Below are 20,032 nucleotides of genomic sequence, written 5' to 3' on the forward strand. Positions count from 1 at the left end.
CCGCTTCAGGCAGCCAACGGTCTGATGATGTTCGGGGTCACCACGGCCCTCTTCATCTCCGTTATCCAGCAGGTCACCGCCAAATGGATCGCCGCGCAGTCAGCCCGCACATAGAATGCTGATCGGACGATAGTGGTTGAGTCCTCCAAGTGCCCCCAAGCTTCCGGATGGATACTATCTTGATAACACTACAGTGAGCGTTATCATCAAGTCATGTGCAATCTTTACAAGGCCACCACCACCCACGAGGACATGCGCCAGCTGTTCCTGCCGATCAACATCTGACCAATCGGCTGACGCAGATGGATGTCTTTCCCGACTACCCCGCTCCTATGCGAAGGCCCACCTAAAAACGCGCCGATTGGAATTGATTGATCCCGCCATCGCCGTGAAAGTGAGTTGCGCCCACGCGTCTACCCCGCATCCTTCAACTGAATATGGGATCCAGATTCCCAGACTGATAACGTTTCGCCATCTCGGAAACAGGCAGCACCTGGATCGCAGTAGCATTGCCAGACGCTCCGAATTCCTCGAAACGTTGACGACAGAGCTTGGTTAGCGCACCCATCGCGGGCCTAAGATATTTGCGAGGGTCGAATTCGCTGCGATCCTCCGTCAGAACTTTGCGTATTTGCCCGGTCATTGCCATACGGCAATCGGTATCGATGTTGATCTTGCGCACGCCATTCCCAATGCCCCGTAGGATTTCCTCCACAGGCACTCCCCAAGTCGGTTTCATCTCGCCGCCGTATTTGTTGATGATCTCTTGTAGTTCCTTTGGCACTGAAGATGAACCGTGCATCACGAGGTGCGTATTCGGCAGCTTGCGGTGAATTTCTTCGATCACATTCATTGCCAGCACCCTGCCATCAGGTTTTCGGCTAAACTTGTAGGCTCCATGTGACGTACCCATAGCAACAGCCAGCGCGTCGACTTTCGTTTCTGCGACGAATTTCACCGCCTCATCCGGATCGGTAAGCAGTTGATCGTGGCTAAGTGGCCCTTCGGCACCATGACCATCCTCTTTTTCGCCCATTCCAGTCTCTAGAGAGCCCAGAACGCCAAGTTCGCCTTCGACCGATATGCCTCCAAGATGCGCCATATCAACCACCGTTTTCGTGACCCCGACGTTGTATTCCCAGCTACCCGGAGTCTTGCCATCAGCCATGATGGAGCCATCCATCATCACCGAGGTGAACCCCGACTGGATGGCGGTCATGCAGGTGCCGGGCTCATTACCGTGATCAAGATGGACGCAGACCGGAATTCGGGGGTAGATTTCCGTCACTGCGTCCATCATGTGCTTCAACATAATATCGTTGGCATAAGCTCGAGCACCACGCGAGATTTGCAGGATGACAGGAGCGTCCACTGCGTGCGCCGCCTCCATTATTGCAAGCGCCTGCTCCATGTTGCTCATATTGAAGGCAGGTACGCCGTAGCCTTTCTCGGCTGCGTGGTCGAGCAATTGTCTGAGTGTGATGCGTGCCATCAGGTCCTCCATTCGATACGGTTGCGTTAGAGAACAGGTTTTTCCGGATGGGTCGCGAGCCCACCCGTCCGACGCATTGCCATTGGCCTGCATAAAAAGGAAGGCGATCACGCTGCATCGCGGATCGGCCCAATTGTCCTTCAGCGTGGTGTGGCTCGCTCGCCTAAGTACAAAATAGCCCATTTCGGCAAAGAATTCGATGACGTTCTGCTAGTGTGAAATAGCGGTGTCATGGAATTGGGCGACCACCGGTCTTGTTTCTATACAGAAACCATACCAAGGGTATGCTGGGCGATCATTAATTCTTCGTCCGTAGGCACTACATAGAGTGCGATCCGGCTATCGGCTGTTGAGACAAGGATTTCCCCGGCTTCGTTGCGCGCAGGATCCAACTGCGCCCCCAGCCAATTAAGCTTGTTTGCGATCCGCTCGCGCATGATTGGCGAGTTCTCGCCGATTCCAGCGGTGAACACGAACGCCTCAAGACCACCCAGCGCTGCAGCAAGCGCACCTGCATTGAGACTGATCCGATGGACGAAATGGTCGAGCGCCAACGCGGCGCGGGCGTCGTCGCTTGCCAGAAGATCGCGCACATCATTGCTGATGCCGGACAATCCTTTAAGCCCAGACTCATTGTAGAGCATGTCCTGCAGTTCTGACGAGGTCATACTGCCCTGGTCGATAAGATAGAGCAGAACGCCAGGATCGATCTGCCCGCATCGCGTCCCCATAGGCAACCCATCAAGGGCCGTAAATCCGAACGTGCACTCCAGGCTATGCCCGTCCCTTAAAGCACACATCGAAGCCCCACTGCCAAGATGCGCAACGATCACGCGTCCCTGGGCAACATCCGGTGCAATCTCCCTAAGACGACCTGCCACATATTCATAAGATAACCCGTGGAAGCCGTATCGCCGTACTCCCTCCGCAAAAAAATGCGCAGGTATTGCATAATGATCCGTTACAGGATCGTGCCCGCAATGAAACGCCGTGTCAAAGCAGGCAATCTGCGGGAGGCCTGGCTGGCGCTCCAGCAATGTCCGGATGGGGGCGAGGTTGTTGGGCTGGTGAAGCGGCGCAAGCGGTACATATCGCTCAAGATCATCGAGGACGTGTTGATCGACGCGTACTGGACGTGCGTAGTCCGGCCCGCCATGGACGACCCGATGACCAATCGCGACAAGCTGACCCTCATGTCGTTCCCGTAACCACGTTCCGACATGATGCATGGCCGCGGCGAGGTCTGGAACATCCCCGGATGTGTAGCTCCTGTCCACGACCTCCTCGCCGTCTGCGTTCTTGACCGTAAAGTGAGGCGCGGTTCCAAGGCCCTCCACTTGGCCCTTAACCAGCTTCACCAAGGCGGTTCCGACGGCGAACACCTCGAATTTCAGGCTAGACGAGCCAGCATTGACGACGAGAATCGTGTCCATTGATCACTCCTCTTCTGTCGGCGCAGTCCGGAGACGCAGCTCGGCAAACACCATGCAAATTTCTTGGCCGCAACGGACCTTTCTTAGCACATGACGCAACCAATAGGCAGCGCCACCGTGTCTTAGATATGGCTTTCATCGTGAGCGCGAACCTTGCGTCGCGACCTGCCTGATCCAAACAGGTTAGGCATTGCGCTTCCCGTGAGATAGTCGAAAACGAACGCGCGCCGTTCCCCGTTCCGACAACGATAGATTCCATGTTGCCGTTGTGGTCATGGTCAGGAAAAAAAGATAAAATCGAACTCTGTTGAATAGTTTCGATCCGCCAAGAACGTCGGACCTTTGCGAGCCTTTGATAAAACTCGGCACCGATCGGTTTCGAAACCGTCGTTGCTGGTCGCGAACCTAACTATGGTGGGATGAGGGTGCGCGGTCCGGTGGTCATTAGGATACGGAGCCGGCCCGCACAGAAGTCGGGTATCTTGCAAGGTGAGTCTGATCGCCAGCATACTGAATCGACCCGCTTCCCAGGGTAAGCATCCCATCGGAGCGCCAGCGCGCCCTGGTCCAGAGAATTTGGTGGGCAAGTACGAGGCTATCGGCCTTCTCGTCCGTCCCGCCGCGTCCTCACCGCCGGATGAGCGGTGTGCAACTCAATTCAATCAAAATGCCGAGGGACGTCATGGATAAACAGGAAACTCCCCTCAAGACAACAGCAGTTCGCTTTGTACGCGCGGTCAAGATCTTTATGACCTCCGAGGCCGGTATAAAAGCGAGATGGCTGCTTGTCGGCTTGGTCCTTCTCTTGTGCGGAATTAACGCACTGAATGTCGTTAACAGCTACGTTGGCAGGAATTTTATGACTGCTATTGCGGACCGAAAATCGGCGGAATTTATCCAGCAAGCGATCTTCTACATTGGGGTCTTCGCGGCCTCCACCGTCGTTGCCGTCTTTGCGCGATTCACTGAAGAGCGTTTGGCGCTGCTTTGGAGGGAGTTCCTCACCCGGCGGGCAGTCAAACTTTACCTGGCCGATGCAACCTATTTTCACTTGGGTTATTCGGGGACACTCACGCATCCCGATCAGCGGATTGCTGATGACGTGCGTGCCTTCACAATCACCACGCTCTCATTTATCCTTATGGTATTCAACAGCGCGCTCACAATCCTGGCCTTTTCGGGAGTGCTGTGGTCGATCAGTCCTTTGCTGTTTGTCGTGGCGATGTTCTATGCCGCCTGCGGCTCCTATGTAACGATTGCTCTCGGCCGCCCTCTCATCAAGCTGAACTATGATCAACTCGACAAGGAGGCCGGTTTCCGCTCCGGTCTTATTCACGTTAGAGAGAGAGCTGAAGCAGTCATGGTGGCGCGTTGTGAGGAGCAGCAGAATGCACGTCTACTGCAGCGCCTGGACGAGGCGATCGCCAACTTTCGCCAGGTCACGGCCATCAATCGGAACGTCGGTTTCTTTACGACGGGTTACAATTGGCTGATCCAGATCATCCCTGCCCTGATTGTCGCTCCCGCTTTCATCAGAGGCGATGCCGAATTTGGCGTCATTACCCAGTCGGCCGCAGCCTTCGCGTTGCTTGTGGGTGCGTTTTCGTTGATCGTCACGCAGTTCCAGTCAATCTCTACCTTCGCGGCAGTGGTCTCCCGCCTTAGCTCCCTTCTTCAGGCTATCGAACAGTCGCATGCACCCGGCTCGCCATTGGCCATCCAGGTTGACGAAGACGAAAACTGTCTTGGTCTCGAGCATCTGTTCTTGCTGTCTTCGACAGACGGCAAACCGCTCATACGGGATTTGTCGGTATCTATCGGGTTAGGAACCCGGGTACTGATCACAGGGCCAAATCAAGCAGGGAGCGTGGCTTTGTTCAAGGCGATGGCGGGTATTCCGACCACAGGCAGCGGCCGCATCATCCGCCCTGGCGCTGGCGGCATCCTGTTTCTCCCACAGCAGCCCTATCTGATGCCAGGTACATTGCGGCAGACACTCGTACCTCCGGATAAGTCTGCCGACATTTCGGATGACCGAATTCTGCATCTTTTACATGAATTCAATCTCGATGTCGGCCAAACAGGCGGGTTAGACAAAGAAAGCGACTGGGACGCGGTACTTTCGCTGCGCGAGCAACAGCTGTTGGCCTTGATCGGTATTATTCTCGCGAGGCCTCGGTTTGTCTTCCTTGACCGGCTCGACACAACGCTCGGGGCCGACGAATTCCGCAAAATCCTTCACACCCTTTCCGAGCATTCAATCACCTATCTCAACAGCGGGGCAGCTCGCGGGCCTGAGGGTCTGTACGACGCGATCTTGACCTGCAGCCAGAACGGCGAATGGACCTGGACAACCAACCCGCCTGAACACGAACCCATATTGTGAGAGACTGCAGAGCTGCTTCAGTCACTGAAATATAAAATACATATCGAGCGCGACGAAGCCGTTTAAGTCGTGTATAGTTCATAGCTGCCAAGTGCACGAGGATTTGTGTACGTCGGATGACGCGTGCGCGGTAAAGCGCTTCAACGCTATTAGCGAAAGCGCAGCCAAAATTGATTGCCGGGCAAGTTTCCGGAACGTTTCACATAAAACAAAAGCGCAGATCGATATTGAGCCACGGGACCCCGTCCGGGTCCTCAACGGGAGGCAACAATGGTTTCGCTTACAACTGCAAGTCGTGCTCGGGTCTCGAGTGAACCAAGTTCAGCGGATAAAAATCCACTCTCTGCCCAAGAACTGAACTCAATGGATGCTTATTGGCGCGCCTCGAATTACTTGTCGGTAGGCCAGATCTATCTTCTCGACAATCCGCTCCTGAAAGAGCCATTAAAGCGCGAGCACATCAAACCACGGCTGCTCGGACACTGGGGCACGTCGCCAGGTTTGAACATGCTCTACGTCCACCTCAATCGCGTGATCAAACGCGATGATCTCGACATGATCTATGTTATTGGACCCGGACACGGCGGACCTTCGCTTGTTGCACACGCTTATCTCGAAGGGACCTACAGCGAGTTCTATCCCAATATCAGCCAGGACACTGAAGGCATGAGGAGGCTGTTCAAGCAGTTCAGCTTCCCCGGCGGCATCCCCAGCCACGTAGCCCCGGAAACACCTGGCAGCATGCACGAGGGCGGCGAATTAGGCTACGCCCTCAGCCACGCCTACGGGGCGGCGTTCGACAACCCGGACTTGATTGTTGCGTGTGTTGTCGGCGATGGCGAGGCGGAGACAGGTCCGCTCGCAACGGGCTGGCATAGCAACAAATTCCTGAACCCTGCGCGCGACGGATGCGTGTTGCCGATCCTGCATCTGAACGGCTACAAGATCGCCAACCCGTGCTTCCTTGCCCGCATTCCCAGGGACGAACTGCAGAAATTCTTCGAGGGAATGGGTTACGCGCCATATTTTGTCGAAGGCGATGATCCTAAGAATGTGCACCAGCAATTGGCCGGTGCACTGGATGCGGCCGTAAAGGACATCAAGAGAATTTGGACGGATGCCCGCACCAAGGGCAACTTGAAGCGTCCAGCCTGGCCGATGATTGTTTTCCGCACGCCAAAGGGGTGGACCTGCCCGCCCGAGATAGATGGCAAGAAGTGCGAAGACTATTGGCGCGCGCATCAGGTGCCGATGGGCGACATGGACAAGGCAGAACACATCAGCATTCTTCAGGAATGGATGAAAAGTTATAGGCCCGAGGAATTCTTCGAAGATGACGGCCGGTTCAAGCCCGAATTGGCGGCGCTCGCGCCTACCGGGCATCGTCGCATGAGCGACAACCCGCATGCGAACGGCGGTTTAGTGCTGCGCGACCTGAAGATGCCCGACTTCCGCGATTATGCAGTATCGGTGCTCAGCCCAGGTGCAACCATAACGGAGTCCGCGCGGGTGATGGGCAAGTTTCTCCGCGATGTCATGAAGATGAACTTAGGCAGTAAAAACTTCCGCCTGTTCAGTCCCGACGAAAACAATTCAAATCGGTGGCAGGATGTTCTTGAGGTCACCGATCGTTGCTATATGGCAGAGATTTATCCCACTGATGATCATCTGTCACCGGATGGCCGGGTGATGGAAGTGCTCAGCGAGCATCAATGTCAGGGCTGGCTGGAAGGCTATCTGCTGACCGGCCGGCATGGGTTTTTCTCCTGTTATGAAGCCTTCATTCACATCATCGATTCAATGTTCAACCAGCATGCCAAGTGGCTGAAAGTGTGCAACCATATCCCCTGGCGGCGACCAATCGCCTCGCTCAACTACTTTTTGAGTTCCCACGTCTGGCGGCAGGACCACAATGGTTTCAGCCACCAGGATCCAGGATTCCTCGATCATGTGGCCAACAAAAAGGCAGAGGTCATTCGCATATATCTGCCGCCGGACGCCAATACACTTCTATCGGTCACCGATCACTGCTTGCGCAGCCGCAACTATGTCAACGTCGTGGTGGCCGGCAAACAGCCTGCACCGCAGTGGCTGACAATGGATCAAGCGGTCAAGCACTGCGATGCGGGCGTCGGTATCTGGGAATGGGCAAGCAACGACAAGGGCGGTGAGCCCGACGTGGTGATGGCTTGTTGCGGCGATGTACCAACGCTCGAGACCCTGGCCGCAGTTGAGCTGATCCGGGAGCACATTCCGGAATTGAAAGTCCGCGTCATCAACGTCGTGAACCTCATGAAGCTCCAGCCGACGAAGGAGCATCCGCATGGATTGTCGGATCCTGACTTTGATGCGCTGTTCACCAAGGATAAGCCAATCATCTTCGCCTTCCACGGCTATCCATGGCTCATCCACCGCCTCACCTACCGCCGGACGAACCATGGTAATCTGCACGTTCGCGGCTACAAGGAAGAAGGCACCACGACGACGCCGTTCGATATGGCGGTCCTGAACGAAATCGACCGCTTCCACCTGGTCGAAGACGTTATTGACAGGCTCCCGCAATTGGGTGCGCGCGCTGCCTATTTCAAACAGGCAATTCACCAGAAGCTGGTCGAACACAGGCAGTATATTGAGACATTCGGCGACGATATGCCAGCAATAAGCGGCTGGAAATGGGGCTTGAAAGGCGGGGACAAAAAGTCGGCCAGAACCTCGACAGAAGGGGATAACGCCTGAGCTAAGCCGCAAACCAGCCAAATGGAGGTTCCTGTGCCAGCGAGCGAGCCTGAGACGGTACGACACGATGCAATTCCGGATCTGGCGGAAACGAATTCCGACGTCGTCTTGCTATCCAACGGCCGTTATAGTGTCTTCGTTACTGCAGCGGGCGCAGGCTACGGAAGCTGGCAGGGCATTGACGTTACGCGGTGGCAAGCGGACTTCACGCGCGATTGCTGGGGACAGTTTTGCTACGTCAGGGATCTGGCCGACAACAGGCTGTGGTCCATCGGAAGGCAACCGATCGATGAGCCAGGAGTGGTCCGGGAACACGCCTTTCACGGAGACAGGGCGGAATTCCGCTGCCATTCCGGCGACATCGAGACTTTCTGGAAAGTCTGTGTCACTGGAGATGCCGACGCCGAGGTTCGCTTGCTGACGATGATCAATCACGGCGCGAAAGAGCGAATCCTTGAATTGACAAGCTATGCTGAAGTCTGCCTCAACAATCGTCGTGCAGACCAGGCACATCCCGCGTTCACCAAACTATTTGTCGAAACGACATACGACCGCAAGACGGGCGCTTTATTTGCACGCCGCAGGCCCCGCGATGTGAACGACAAACCGACTTGGGCAATCCATGTATCGTCATCAGGCCAGCAAACCCACCAGGAGCTCGAATACGAGACTGACCGCCTCCGATTCCTTGGACGAGGACGCACGGCCGCCAATCCTGCAATATTTGACGCCCGGACATCGCTTTCCGGGACGACCGGCCCTGTCCTCGATCCGATCGTCAGCCTGCGACGGACAGTCCGTGTTGGTCCAGGTGCGGAAGCGCACGTCGCCTTTGTGACGGGAGCCGCGGACAATCAGTCGGCCATCCAGGCAATCGCCGAGCAATACTCAAAGTTCGGTGCGGTCGAGCAAGCGTTCTGCGGATCATTGGAGAGATACAAGCGTGAGCTCGATGAATTCAGGCTCACACCCGGCGACGTTTCGGTGTCCAACTTATTGGCCGGATATATGGCGGTTGGTAATCCCACTAAGCGACAGGAGGTGGCGCATCCACAAGCACGATTTGACCCCAACGTGCTCTGGGCTCAAGGCATCTCCGGCGACTTGCCGATCGCGTTGGCGAGTGTCGATGCAAAACGAGACGAAGCTCTCATTCGCCAAGTGATGACGGCCCACGACTTCTGCCGGCGCAGAGGCTTGTTATTCGACCTCGTCCTGTTTGATGAGGGCGATGGTACCAGGGAACTGGAGCAGACTTTTTTCTCGCCGCTGCAAACGGAAATGACCGGCAAGTCTGGAGGGATTTTCGTTGTCTCCGGCAGCGGTACCGCAGGGAACGACCTGGCGACAATTACCGCTGCGGCGCGCCTCGTTCTAATGGGCAACGGCGGGTCTCTTGCCGACCAGTTCCCTAGAGTATCTTCCCCTGCTTCGTTACCTCCAGGGGAGTTCGCCGCTCGAATGAGTGACGATACGACAGAGCCGTCCCCCGTCGCGCCAGAAAATTTGCATTATTGGAACGAATTCGGGGGCTTTTCCGATGGTGGGCGCGAGTATGTTATAACGGTAGGGAGGTTCAAATCGGGATCCACGACCTTACCGCCGGCGCCGTGGACAAACGTCCTCGCGAACCCCAGCTTCGGCTGCCTGACGACCGAATCCGGCCTTGGCTATTCGTGGTCGGGCAATTGTCAGATGAACCGGCTTACACCGTGGACGAACGACCCGGTTTCGGATCAGCCGGGAGAAGTCGTTTACCTGCGAGATGAGGAAACAGGAGAAGTTTGGACACCGACCCCTCTGCCCATCGGACATCATGCTGTGGTCACCGTCCATCACGGTCAGGGTTATACGCGCTACGCCAGTCAGAGCCGACATCTAAAACAGGAGATGACGGTTTTCGTCCCGCCCCAGGACAGCCTCAAGATCATCCGCCTGAAACTCTGGAACGAGGACACCCGAAGCCGGCACTTAACGGCAACCTATTACGTCGAATGGGTGCTGGGAACGCAACGCGAAAAGGCTGCAATGCAAGTGGCGTGCGACCACGATGTCGATTCAGGTGCTATCATCGCGACAAATCCTTGGTCAGGCGATTTCGCTGGAAGGATCGCCTTCGCGGCCACCGGTCCAGTGGCGGGGTCAATGACATCAGATCGCACGGAGTTTCTTGGCAAATACGGTTCCGTATCTCGTCCTGCCGCCTTGCAACGAGCTGATCTGGCGGAACGCTTTGGTCCATCGGTCGATCCGTGTGCCGCTCTAAAAGTGGATATCGTCTTACCCGCGGACGAAACCAGAGAGGTTATCTTTGTACTCGGGCAAGCCAAAAGCCTGGATGAAGTCCGGAGACTTGTGCGTGAATACGCCAACCCGGATCGTGCGGGCGAGAGCCTGTCAGCGGTATCCCGGGATTGGGACGACGTTCTGGACAAGGTACAAATCACGACGCCGGATCTCGCCATGAATTTGATGATGAATAGATGGTTGTTGTACCAGGTACTCGCGTGCCGGGTATGGGCCCGCACATCAAACTATCAGTCCGGTGGGGCATACGGTTTTCGCGACCAGCTTCAGGATGTGATGGCACTGATCCATAGCGCACCAGGTGAAAGCCGCTCACAAATCCTGCGCTCGGCAGCACGCCAATTTGAACAGGGCGACGTTCAGCACTGGTGGCACCCCCCATCCGGAGTCGGAGTGCGTACCCGGATCACCGACGACCTCTATTTCCTTCCCTATGCTGTTCACCACTACATCTCGACGACCGGCGATGTTGAGCTGCTTGATGAGGTCGTACCCTTCCTCAAATCAGCGGTGCTTAGAGACGACCAGGAGGAAGACTTCAACACACCAGCCATCAGTGAGCAAACGGGCACGCTCTACGAACACTGCGTCCGGGCGCTGAAGCACGGTTATCGACTTGGGAGCCATCAGCTCCCCCTGATGGGAACCGGGGACTGGAACGACGGCATGAACAAAGTCGGTGCTGAAGGCAAAGGGGAAAGCGTCTGGAACGGATGGTTCTTTTTGTCGGTCTTGAGATCGTTCGCGACAATCTCGAAGTCTCGTGGGGACAAGTACCGTGCCAAGTGGTGTCGTGATCGAGCCGAGGCATTGCGCGTAGCCCTCGAGTCTAACGCCTGGGATGGTGCATGGTATCGCCGGGCATATTTTGACGATGGCACGCCGCTTGGTTCGGCCATGAATGATGAATGCCAGATCGATGCCCTCCCGCAAGCGTGGGCTGTCATTTCGGGCGCGGCCGATGCTGAACGCGCGGCGCAGGGGTTGAGGGCGGTCCACGACCGGCTCGTTCTCAAAGAGGACAAGTTAATCAAACTCTTCGATCCCCCTTTTGATAAAGGGGTGCTCCAGCCAGGCTACATCAAGGGCTATGTTCCGGGCATTCGTGAGAATGGCGGGCAATATACGCACGCGGCAACCTGGGTCGTCTGGGCCACCGCATTACAGGGTGACGGTGATTTAGCCTTGACCCTTTGGAACTTCATCAATCCGATTTGCCACGGAACGACGAGAGATCTGGTTCAGCGCTACAAGGTAGAGCCATATGTCGTCTGTGCAGACATATATGGCGCTCCTCCCCACACAGGCCGAGGCGGGTGGTCGTGGTATACCGGCTCTGCCAGCTGGCTTTATCGGGTTGCCATGGAGGCAATCCTCGGTCTGCGCCGGGAAGGTAGATTTTTGCGGTTTGAGCCCTGCGTTCCCACGAGTTGGCCCACCTATGAGATCACATATAAGCATGGTTCGGCTACCTACCGCATCCATTTCGACAATGCCAAAGGGATCGGCCGAGGCGTCCGGTCGGTGAGGTTGGATGGCAAACCCGTCACAAACAAAAGGGTCCCGCTTGTTGAAGATAATCACACGCACGACGTCCAAGTTACGATCGGTTAGCGGTCATGATCGAGTTACCCTCTACCGATGTTGATCTCGATCGCCTGCCGATGGTCAGTGACCTCGGCCGGCTGCAGTTCACCACCCTGCTCTATTACCTTCACTGCACAAATCCGGACAACGGCCTGGTTCGGGACAAAACGGAACCGAACACGCCGGCAAGTATCGCCGCCATCGGCATGGCACTGGCGACCATTCCGGTCGTTGTCGAACGGGGCATAATAATACGCGAATACGCCGCAAAGATCACCCGCAAGCGACTGCGTTACCTGATGTCATGTCCGCAAGGACCAGAACCAGACTCATCCGGTTACAAAGGCTTTTTCTATCATTTTCTTGATATGGAGACAGGACGCCGTGTGTGGCAGTGCGAGTTGTCGACGATCGACTCGGCCTTTTTGTTCGCGGGAGCTTTGACTGTCGCCACCTATTTTGATCGTGACACCCCCGATGAGGCGGAAATCCGTCAGCTCGCAATGGACCTTTATGAGCGTGCCGACTGGAACTGGGCCCGAAACGGCCGCGCAACGTTGACGCACGGTTGGCGTCCGGAAAGCGGTTTCATTCCCCATCGGTGGCGGGGATACGACGAGGGCCTGCTGCTTTACATCATAGGCCTCGGCTCACCAACGTATCCATTGCCGCCCGAAAGCTTTGCGGCATACACTGACACCTACCAATGGAGAAATATCTATGGCCGGGAGCTGCTTTATTCCGGGCCTCTGTTCACGCATCAGCTATCCCATATGTGGATAGACTTTCGCAGCATTCAGGACGAGTTTATGCGCGAACATGATAGCGACTATTTCAAAAATAGTCGGCATGCAACCTTTGTCCAGCAGCAGTATGCGATTCACAATCCGATGCAATATGCCGGCTATGGAGAGCATTGTTGGGGATTTACCGCCTGTGACGGGCCCGGCTGGGGCACTAGCACGATAGACGGGGTCGACCGGGAGTTCTTCGACTACAACGCCCGCGGCGCTCCTTTCGGCCCGGATGATGGCACGGTCGCGCCGTGGGTCGTTGTGGCATCACTGCCGTTTGCGCCAGAGATCGTCGTTCCGACCATCCGTAATTTTGGCCGCATGAACATTGGCATGAAACGGCTCTACGGTTTCAAACCGTCATTCAACCCGACTTATGCGGTCAACGACAACCCAACGGGATGGTGGGTAAGTCCCCATCACTTTGGCATCGACCAGGGGCCAGTGGTCTTGATGATCGAAAATTACCGCAGCGGCCTGCTCTGGAACATCATGCGTCGATGCAAGCCGGTCGTTACTGGATTGCGCCGGGCAGGATTCTCAGGAGGGTGGCTATAAACCGCCCTCGATGACGTGCAAACAGGAGACGTTGTTGCAGGCCAAGAAGGATCAGCGCTGCAGATAAAATGCCTGGCCCGCCGACCGCAATTCCTCAAGTGTCTTTCCCGAGCAGCTTCCCGGCCCTTCTCCGCCCATAGCCGGTTCGGCAGCACCGTTTATTGTCACTCTACCGGCCAGGTTATCGGGTGAAATATAAATGGCAACTCCGTCTGCTCCAATTTTGGATAAATAGTAAGCGTGATGTACGCCGCTAACCTCACAATTTACCAAGAAGGGAAAAGCAGCGAAGGATATATCCTTGGCGTGTGCTTGTGAGCTAAAAATCGCAGACAATAGAGATAACGCAAGAGCCAAAACATACCTGAAGGAAACCAGTCCGCGCACCTCTACGCAAAGATCCCGCCTAGATTCTGAGTGTTCCATTTGTTGAATCCTGTGCCCGACGCTCTTCAAAGGTTTAGTATAACCCTGACGGAGTTACCCGACAAGTTTGTCGCGCTGCAGTTAATCATAAGAATGCCGAGTCAGTGATTCAAATGAGTCGGCTTCACACTTAATTTGAGAGCAGTTTATTTGAGAATCCTTTGCTGAGCCATGCGGTTTGAGAAGCGATACCGACTATTGACCGTTGTCCGTTGCTGAAGATGCAGTCGATCAGGCGTCTCCTATTCAGAAATCTTACTAATCCAGATAGAAATCTTGACGAGACTCTTGGCAAAGCAGTTGAGCGTGTACGGCCGCATTCTCACGATTAACTGCTGTACGACACGTCCGACCTCAAACAGGCAGGTCTTCAGGATGGAGCTGCAAAGCATACTCCTGCAACCGTTCACGCAGCCTGTCCAGAAAGCGTTTGGCATCGGTTCATGTTGCAACCCCGAACACCCTATCATCGGTATTCATGGAACCGACTTGGAAAGCAACACTGTCACGGTGATCGCGGCCGACAGCTCTTTGGGTGGCTAGTCAGCGATATGTCCGTTCCAGATCCTCACTGCTGGTATCTCGTGGTAGTAGGCGAGAACGCTCAATGTGCCCGTATTCAGGAGAAAATGCTGTCCGGCACGCGGCGGCAGCCCAATCCATCGCGCCCCAAGCACGCGCAAGACATGCCCATGCGCGAATAGGGCAACGTCCCCGGCCGCAGCCCTCGCCCTGGCTACAACTTGATCCACACGCGTAGCCACCTGCCTCGGTGTCTCTCCGCCCGGGCATCCATCCCGGAATATCAACCAGTCCGGTCGCTTTGCCCGGATTTGCTGGGGCGTTAGCCCCTCGTATTCGCCGTAGTTCCACTCCATCAAGCTTGGGTCGATGATGGCACCTTCTCCGAGGCCCGCCAGGCCACAAGTCTCCCGCGCGCGCTGTAGCGGGCTCACGAGGATGAGCGAAAACGTCCGCCTAGCCAACATTGACCGCATCCGTTCTGCCTGTCGTCGTCCGTTGTCAGTCAAGGGGACATCTGTTGTGCCCGTGTGTTGCCCGCTCAGACTCCACTCGGTCTCGCCATGTCTAATCACGAATACTTTCACGTCCCGCCCTCCTAGCTTAGTCGTTGTAAGCCTCCGTCGATTGCAGCGCTTCCAAGCCGTTGGTGATTTCGGGTGTGTGGTCGCCGTACGGAGCGATGTACTCCATTTCAAAGAACAAGTTACAACGTAGTGCAGTGGATCATTTCATCCGCCGGACGGCACCGATGCCGACTTGTCGCCTTCACCCACAACATTAACCTGCTTTACCGAGAGGCACCAGTTCAGCCAGGTCTCGGGCGTGTTTCAGCATCCGTCACCATCCTCAACCGAGGCGTCGATGGTCCAGGTCGTGAGAAGACGACTTGGTCGATGATATCGCAAATCCCGTCGGGCACGCGAAGAACACGGCATGACGCTGCTGCTTTCCTCTGTGACTTCATTCTGACCACGTTAGTTCACTGGAGCTGGTTTGAGCTGCAGACAGGCGAAGCTCTCATGAAGCTCTCATAATGAACATGAGCGAATGGAATTCCCTGGGCCACTGTGGTTCTATCGCCAGCGACCCCGACTTAATGGAGACGCGGCGATGGATATTCGATCGACACTGAAGGAGCTATGTGAGGCCTTCAACGCGCACGATCTTGATCGCATCATGACGTTCTTTTCGGATGATTGTGTATTGGAGATGCCGCGGGGAAACGATCCTTGGGGTTCTCGTTTCCAGGGCAAACAGAACGTACGCGAAGCGCTGGCAACACGCTTTGAGGGTCTACCCGATGTTCATTACGGCAACGACCAGCATTTTGTCGATACGGATACGGATACCGAGACTGGCATCTCAAAATGGACCCTTACCGGCACCACCCCCGATGGAACGAGAAAGGAAGTCCGGGGTTGTGACTTCTACACATTTCGGGACGGCAAGGTAGCCCGCAAAGACTCTTATTGGAAAATGGTGGAGTGAAGATGTCCACGCGAGGGCGGCTGAACGATCCTAGCTGTTGCTCCTCCAATTCTTCAAGACTGAAAGAACTGACTTTCAGATATCGATCTAGAGAGCACAGTGGTGAACGGCGGCTTTGCGCCAACACCAGACACCACTGATCGAGTCACTGCATTAAGAATGATGGTCACGGTACCAATTCTCGAATTCGTCAGACGTGCGTACTCCATGGTCCATCACGGCCTCATAGACCAGGGCACTAGGTATTTTGGTCGCGCCCTCATCCTCAGTAGCTAGTACGTGTTTGATCTGCAGGATTGTGCCGCGATCCGCATCGGACAGGCGTGGTAGCAAGGTTTTCAGGTGAACGAGGTCTGGCTGCCTTTCCGGCTTGTCAACCAACCAGATGTCGAGGGTCCACGCGGTCCCATCAGCCATCCGAACAGAAAGCCACAGGGACAGGCCGTCAGGATATTTTTCGGGCTCTATGTTCCAATCCTTGGTATCATTTCGGATAGCAAATTTTGTAAGGAGGCAGAGTTTTGTGGTTCTTCACTAATTGTACCAAAAGACATTGGTCGGGTGAGTTGGGGTACAATCGAGGAATTGTTTTTGCCTCCAGATATCTCGTTTGTATGTGATATGACGGGACCATTTCCGGCGCTGCTTATCTCGTATTTGCGTTTGACACTCGACTGAAACATTTCCTCGCTCCTTCTTTCAGCTCATTCCTGTCGCTGCGCGCATCTGCACGCACACACGCTGAACCGGAATTTTGGTGATTTCAATTGGGCCAAAAAACAGCCACAAAAAGCGTTCGCAAAAAGTCGATGCCAATGTGTATGGCCGGAAACTGGTTGAATTTCAATAGCTTACTGAATTCGCCAAGATTTCGCTGCGTGCAAGAAAAAAGGAAAACGAATCCTTCGTAAAGAATTCCCGCGGTATTATTTTACCGCAAAGAAAGTTGTGGAAAACCGCTCCCGATGGGCGTTGCAGATGTTCCATTCGCATTTTTTCGAGCGAATCAACCTGACGGTGGCAAGCGGAACAATTGCGAAAGTCGGCATATTCCGAGGCATCATGCCAACTATTAAATAATTGATTTTAAAGGCCTAATACGGTCACCTAGATATATTACTGCGGCAATACTTCCGGGTGCAGTTGAGCACCGGATAAGTCGTTTCCCCGCGCAATAGGGGCCCGACACATCACTGAGCGATATCGAGAGTTCGATATCGCTCAGTCTCTTTTATCAAAACCGCTTGTGGTTTTGCATATGGGAAACACCCCCACCACCGTTCCACAGCTTAGCTACTAGCCCAGACTGTCGACAATTCCTCAATCGTGCAAAACATTGCATCGCCCTTGTACCTCATGCCTTCCATCGCGCGGTCGGCCGCTTCCGCGTCACCACCGCCACAAGCATCGGTCACCACGATCGGAATAAGTCCAAGATCTGCACCATGGCCTACGGTGGGTTCAATCCCAATTTCAGTGGCAACACCACAGACAACAAAACTCTTCAACGCACAATCACGCATGGCAATTGCCAGAGGCGTACCCTCAAAGGCCGAGAATGTGATTTTGTCAAAAATCACTTCGTCATCGCTAACTTCGAGTTCCGGGGCAAGCGCGAAGCCTGGGCTATCGCGCAGAAACCATGGTTCCACGTCGTCCGCCGATGTTTTACGTTGCCAAGCCATCATTTGCCGGACCTGGAAAACGCCAGCCATCCGCTTCGGCATGGACATGTGGCGCATGAAGAATATGCGTATCCCTTCCGAACGGGCAACTTTCAGAACCTGCAGCACGCGTTCCAAGACCCGTGGGCCATCCTTCAATTGGCGCAATATGCCAATCTGCATGTCGTAGACGAGGAGAGCTGTTGTCTTGGGTGACGCTGCTTCAGCGAGGTTCTCGGGAACGATGAGGCCGCGAAAATTCTGCATCGAGTCTTCTCCTTGGCTGACCTTGGGCAACTTGTTTTTTCGGCAAATCAAGAATCTACGTTATCATCATCGCGTGCAGAAATTACAACCGGCCACCAAGAGAAGGCACAAAGTCGAGATGGCCGTGTACATCACTGTGCGCATTGCTATAGATAAATGCGACAGTCTAACGGTGCGGTCACGACGATGGGTCGATCTTCAAGTAAAAATTTGAAAACAGTTTTGCGTATCGATTTTCCGGACAATGAGAAAATCGGTCGTGGAAAGATGCAGTTGCTCGAGCACATTCGCGAAACGGGCTCTATTTCAGCCGCTGGCCGCGCCATGGATATGTCGTACCGCCGCGCCTGGCTTCTCGTCAGTGCGATGAACGCCATGTTCTCCCAGCCGGTGGTGGATTCTCAGCGCGGCGGCAAACAAGGCGGCGGCGCTGTGGTCACCGAATTCGGCGAGAAATTGCTCAGCCGTTTTCGTACCATGGAAGAGAAAATCGAAACTGCAGTTGCGTCAGATATTGCTTGGCTCGACGCCAATCGCAGCCACAACGTGTCCTCGGCATCCGACGCCGATATCAGTGAGGCTCCAACGCGACGGTCTTGATAATCGCAAAGACCAGCATGCCCGGCCGCAGACCAAGCCTTCCGCAGGATAACTCAGTAATGCGTGACAAGATTATCGTTCCCTGACAATCGACTTGAACATCTGCTGTACCCGACTCGAAGGTGATCGCGCTTACGGTCCCTTCGAGAATATTGAGCGCACTTAGCTGTTCAGGTCGAATCGTCGAAAGCATCACATCCTTGGCAAGGATGTGGACGCGAACGCGCTTTCCTACAGCAACCTCCGTTCCTGAAACATAAATTTTGGATGTTCGGAACCCGATGGTCGTCAGCTTGTGCTTTGGATCGTAATTTACGACCTTCCCCTCCACCAATGAACCTGCTTCGCGGCGATCGGTTGCGATTGAAATTGAGGTTTGGCTCAAAACATCAGCTGCGGTGCCGACCATTGCCACCTTGCCTTCGCTCATAACAATGACACGATCGGCAAGACGTGCCACTTCTGACACCGAGTGGCTCACATAAATGATCGGGATATTCATTTCATCGCGCAGAGCTTCAAGATAGGGAAGGATTTCGATCTTCCTTGTATCGTCGAGCGCCGCTAGCGGTTCGTCCATAAGGAGCATACGTGGCGACGACAACAAGGCACGGCCGATCGCGACGCGCTGCTTTTCTCCGCCTGACAGTTTGCCCGGACGCCTGTCCAAAATAGCGCCTATACCAAGAAGGTCGACAATCTTCGACAAATCGTCCGAGCGTCGTGATGTCGGAGTAAACCAGCGGCCGTAGTTGAGATTCTGCTGAACTGTCAGATGGGGAAAGAGCCGCCCTTCCTGAAACACATATCCAAAACAGCGCTTGTGTTTGGGAACAAATATTCCCTTCCTCGTATCAACCAGTACGTCGCCGTCAAAAACGACCCTGCCCTGGTCAGGCCTTGAAAGGCCCGCGATGATGCGGATGATCGATGTTTTTCCCGAACCTGAACGTCCAAACAACGCCGTGACGCCGCGGTGGGACGTGAAGGCGGCGTCAAGTACGAATTTTCCAAGCGTATGTTTTGCTTCAAAAGTCAGGGTCATTCGATGTCTACCCTGCGTCCGACAAGGTAGCCCATGAATTCGGAAGCCATCAAAGCGGCCATGGAGATGATGACTGATATGATGGTCAGGCGGAAGGCACCTGCGTCACCGCCCGGCACCTGTGTGAAAGTGTAGATTGCAGCTGAAAGTGTCTGTGTTTCCCCCGGGATATTGGAAACGAACGTTATCGTCGCACCAAATTCGCCCATTGCCTTGGCAAACGAAAGAATCATGCCGGCGATGATGCCTGGCAGGATGAGCGGCAAAGTGACCGTCGCGAATACCCATAGCGGACTTGCACCAAGCGTACCGGCGGCATCTTCAAGCTTGCGGTCAACTGCTTCTATGGATAGCCGGATGCTGCGAACCATCAATGGGAAACCCATCACCCCGCAGGCCAATGCTGCGCCCGTCCAGCGGAACGATAGTACAATACCAAAATGTTCGGCCAGAAAGGCTCCGATCGGGCCACGTCGACCAAAGAGTATGAGAAGAATAAAGCCGGTGACGACGGGAGGAAGAATCAACGGAAGATGGACGAGGCCATTGAGGATGGATTTGCCCCAGAATTGTCCTCGCGCGAGCAACAGACCGACGAGAATGCCGAGAGGGAGGCTGGCGAGCATCGCGACGAACGCAATTCGAAGAGTAAGGTGAACTGCTGTCCATTCTTCATTGCTCAGTGTGAACCAGTCCAAAAATGTCAGCCCCCTGCCCTGTCGTG

At 54.9% G+C, this 20,032-nt stretch carries 14 protein-coding genes; 6 read left to right on the forward strand and 8 right to left on the reverse strand.

The features are described 5' to 3' along the window. Nucleotides 1-427: 427 nt before the first annotated feature. Both fba and FHS21_RS24505 read right to left on the reverse strand, forming a co-directional pair. Nucleotides 428-1,492: a class II fructose-bisphosphate aldolase gene (gene fba / locus FHS21_RS24500; RefSeq protein WP_112528799.1), complete on the reverse strand. Its 1,065-nt coding sequence runs from the start codon at nucleotides 1,490-1,492 to the stop codon at nucleotides 428-430. A gap of 260 nt (nucleotides 1,493-1,752) precedes the next feature. After that, the gene (locus FHS21_RS24505) at nucleotides 1,753-2,925 is read right to left on the reverse strand and encodes an acetate/propionate family kinase (RefSeq protein WP_112528262.1); all 1,173 of its coding nucleotides are present in this window, start codon (nucleotides 2,923-2,925) and stop codon (nucleotides 1,753-1,755) included. A gap of 682 nt (nucleotides 2,926-3,607) precedes the next feature. Here FHS21_RS24505 and FHS21_RS24510 point away from each other — a divergent pair. The 4 genes from FHS21_RS24510 (at nucleotide 3,608) to FHS21_RS24525 (ending at nucleotide 13,293) form a co-directional block, all read left to right on the forward strand. Continuing rightward, nucleotides 3,608-5,311: an ABC transporter ATP-binding protein/permease gene (locus FHS21_RS24510; protein WP_183664584.1), complete on the forward strand. Its 1,704-nt coding sequence runs from the start codon at nucleotides 3,608-3,610 to the stop codon at nucleotides 5,309-5,311. A gap of 270 nt (nucleotides 5,312-5,581) precedes the next feature. Then, nucleotides 5,582-8,047, forward strand: a complete 2,466-nt coding sequence (locus tag FHS21_RS24515) for a phosphoketolase family protein (protein WP_112528266.1) — start codon at nucleotides 5,582-5,584, stop codon at nucleotides 8,045-8,047. A gap of 33 nt (nucleotides 8,048-8,080) precedes the next feature. Further along, nucleotides 8,081-11,968, forward strand: coding sequence for a GH36-type glycosyl hydrolase domain-containing protein (locus tag FHS21_RS24520; protein ID WP_312879929.1), 3,888 nt, complete (start codon nucleotides 8,081-8,083; stop codon nucleotides 11,966-11,968). A 5-nt stretch (nucleotides 11,969-11,973) separates the two neighbouring features. Further along, nucleotides 11,974-13,293 (forward strand): glucoamylase family protein, encoded by a 1,320-nt coding sequence (locus FHS21_RS24525; RefSeq protein ID WP_112528270.1) that lies wholly within the window; start codon nucleotides 11,974-11,976, stop codon nucleotides 13,291-13,293. Between the two features lie 51 nt (nucleotides 13,294-13,344). Here the strand turns inward: FHS21_RS24525 and FHS21_RS24530 are convergent, their stop codons facing one another. Next, on the reverse strand, nucleotides 13,345-13,719 hold the full coding sequence (locus tag FHS21_RS24530; protein ID WP_158482232.1) for a hypothetical protein: 375 nt from the start codon (nucleotides 13,717-13,719) through the stop codon (nucleotides 13,345-13,347). Between the two features lie 539 nt (nucleotides 13,720-14,258). Continuing rightward, nucleotides 14,259-14,828 (reverse strand): histidine phosphatase family protein, encoded by a 570-nt coding sequence (locus FHS21_RS24535; protein WP_112528272.1) that lies wholly within the window; start codon nucleotides 14,826-14,828, stop codon nucleotides 14,259-14,261. 526 nt (nucleotides 14,829-15,354) lie between these two features. Between FHS21_RS24535 and FHS21_RS24540 the strand changes: the two genes are divergently transcribed. Continuing rightward, nucleotides 15,355-15,732 (forward strand): nuclear transport factor 2 family protein, encoded by a 378-nt coding sequence (locus FHS21_RS24540; protein WP_112528274.1) that lies wholly within the window; start codon nucleotides 15,355-15,357, stop codon nucleotides 15,730-15,732. Nucleotides 15,733-15,885: 153 nt separating this feature from the next. On the opposite strand, the gene FHS21_RS24545 is transcribed toward FHS21_RS24540, so the two are convergent. Continuing rightward, nucleotides 15,886-16,149, reverse strand: coding sequence for a hypothetical protein (locus FHS21_RS24545; protein ID WP_112528276.1), 264 nt, complete (start codon nucleotides 16,147-16,149; stop codon nucleotides 15,886-15,888). Between the two features lie 872 nt (nucleotides 16,150-17,021). Continuing rightward, nucleotides 17,022-17,663: a cysteine hydrolase family protein gene (locus FHS21_RS24550; RefSeq protein WP_112528278.1), complete on the reverse strand. Its 642-nt coding sequence runs from the start codon at nucleotides 17,661-17,663 to the stop codon at nucleotides 17,022-17,024. Nucleotides 17,664-17,849: 186 nt separating this feature from the next. On the opposite strand from FHS21_RS24550, the gene FHS21_RS24555 reads away from it, so the two are divergent. Then, entirely contained in the window at nucleotides 17,850-18,263 is a 414-nt protein-coding gene (locus FHS21_RS24555) for a winged helix-turn-helix domain-containing protein (protein ID WP_112528280.1), read from the forward strand. Here FHS21_RS24555 and modC read toward each other — a convergent pair. Then, nucleotides 18,235-19,308, reverse strand: a complete 1,074-nt coding sequence (gene modC, locus FHS21_RS24560; RefSeq protein ID WP_183664586.1) for a molybdenum ABC transporter ATP-binding protein — start codon at nucleotides 19,306-19,308, stop codon at nucleotides 18,235-18,237. The genes FHS21_RS24555 and modC overlap by 29 nt on opposite strands. Then, entirely contained in the window at nucleotides 19,305-20,006 is a 702-nt protein-coding gene (modB, locus tag FHS21_RS24565; RefSeq protein WP_112528284.1) for a molybdate ABC transporter permease subunit, read from the reverse strand. Before modB ends, modC begins: the two co-directional genes overlap by 4 nt. Nucleotides 20,007-20,032 lie beyond the last annotated feature (26 nt).

The sequence above is a fragment of the Phyllobacterium trifolii genome, assembly GCF_014192095.1.
GTDB lineage: Bacteria > Pseudomonadota > Alphaproteobacteria > Rhizobiales > Rhizobiaceae > Phyllobacterium > Phyllobacterium trifolii.

Bases quoted from the DNA above. Each gene is read 5' to 3' on its own strand.
- FHS21_RS24550 (WP_112528278.1), bottom strand. From the start codon at position 17,663: ATGCAGAATTTTCGCGGCCTCATCGTTCCCGAGAACCTCGCTGAAGCA.
- FHS21_RS24515 (WP_112528266.1), top strand. From the start codon at position 5,582: ATGGTTTCGCTTACAACTGCAAGTCGTGCTCGGGTCTCGAGTGAACCA.
- FHS21_RS24505 (WP_112528262.1), bottom strand. From the start codon at position 2,925: ATGGACACGATTCTCGTCGTCAATGCTGGCTCGTCTAGCCTGAAATTC.
- FHS21_RS24545 (WP_112528276.1), bottom strand. From the start codon at position 16,149: ATGGCTGATGGGACCGCGTGGACCCTCGACATCTGGTTGGTTGACAAG.
- fba (WP_112528799.1), bottom strand. From the start codon at position 1,492: ATGGCACGCATCACACTCAGACAATTGCTCGACCACGCAGCCGAGAAA.
- modC (WP_183664586.1), bottom strand. From the start codon at position 19,308: ATGACCCTGACTTTTGAAGCAAAACATACGCTTGGAAAATTCGTACTT.
- FHS21_RS24530 (WP_158482232.1), bottom strand. From the start codon at position 13,719: ATGGAACACTCAGAATCTAGGCGGGATCTTTGCGTAGAGGTGCGCGGA.
- FHS21_RS24540 (WP_112528274.1), top strand. From the start codon at position 15,355: ATGGATATTCGATCGACACTGAAGGAGCTATGTGAGGCCTTCAACGCG.
- FHS21_RS24510 (WP_183664584.1), top strand. From the start codon at position 3,608: ATGGATAAACAGGAAACTCCCCTCAAGACAACAGCAGTTCGCTTTGTA.
- FHS21_RS24525 (WP_112528270.1), top strand. From the start codon at position 11,974: ATGATCGAGTTACCCTCTACCGATGTTGATCTCGATCGCCTGCCGATG.
- FHS21_RS24555 (WP_112528280.1), top strand. From the start codon at position 17,850: ATGGGTCGATCTTCAAGTAAAAATTTGAAAACAGTTTTGCGTATCGAT.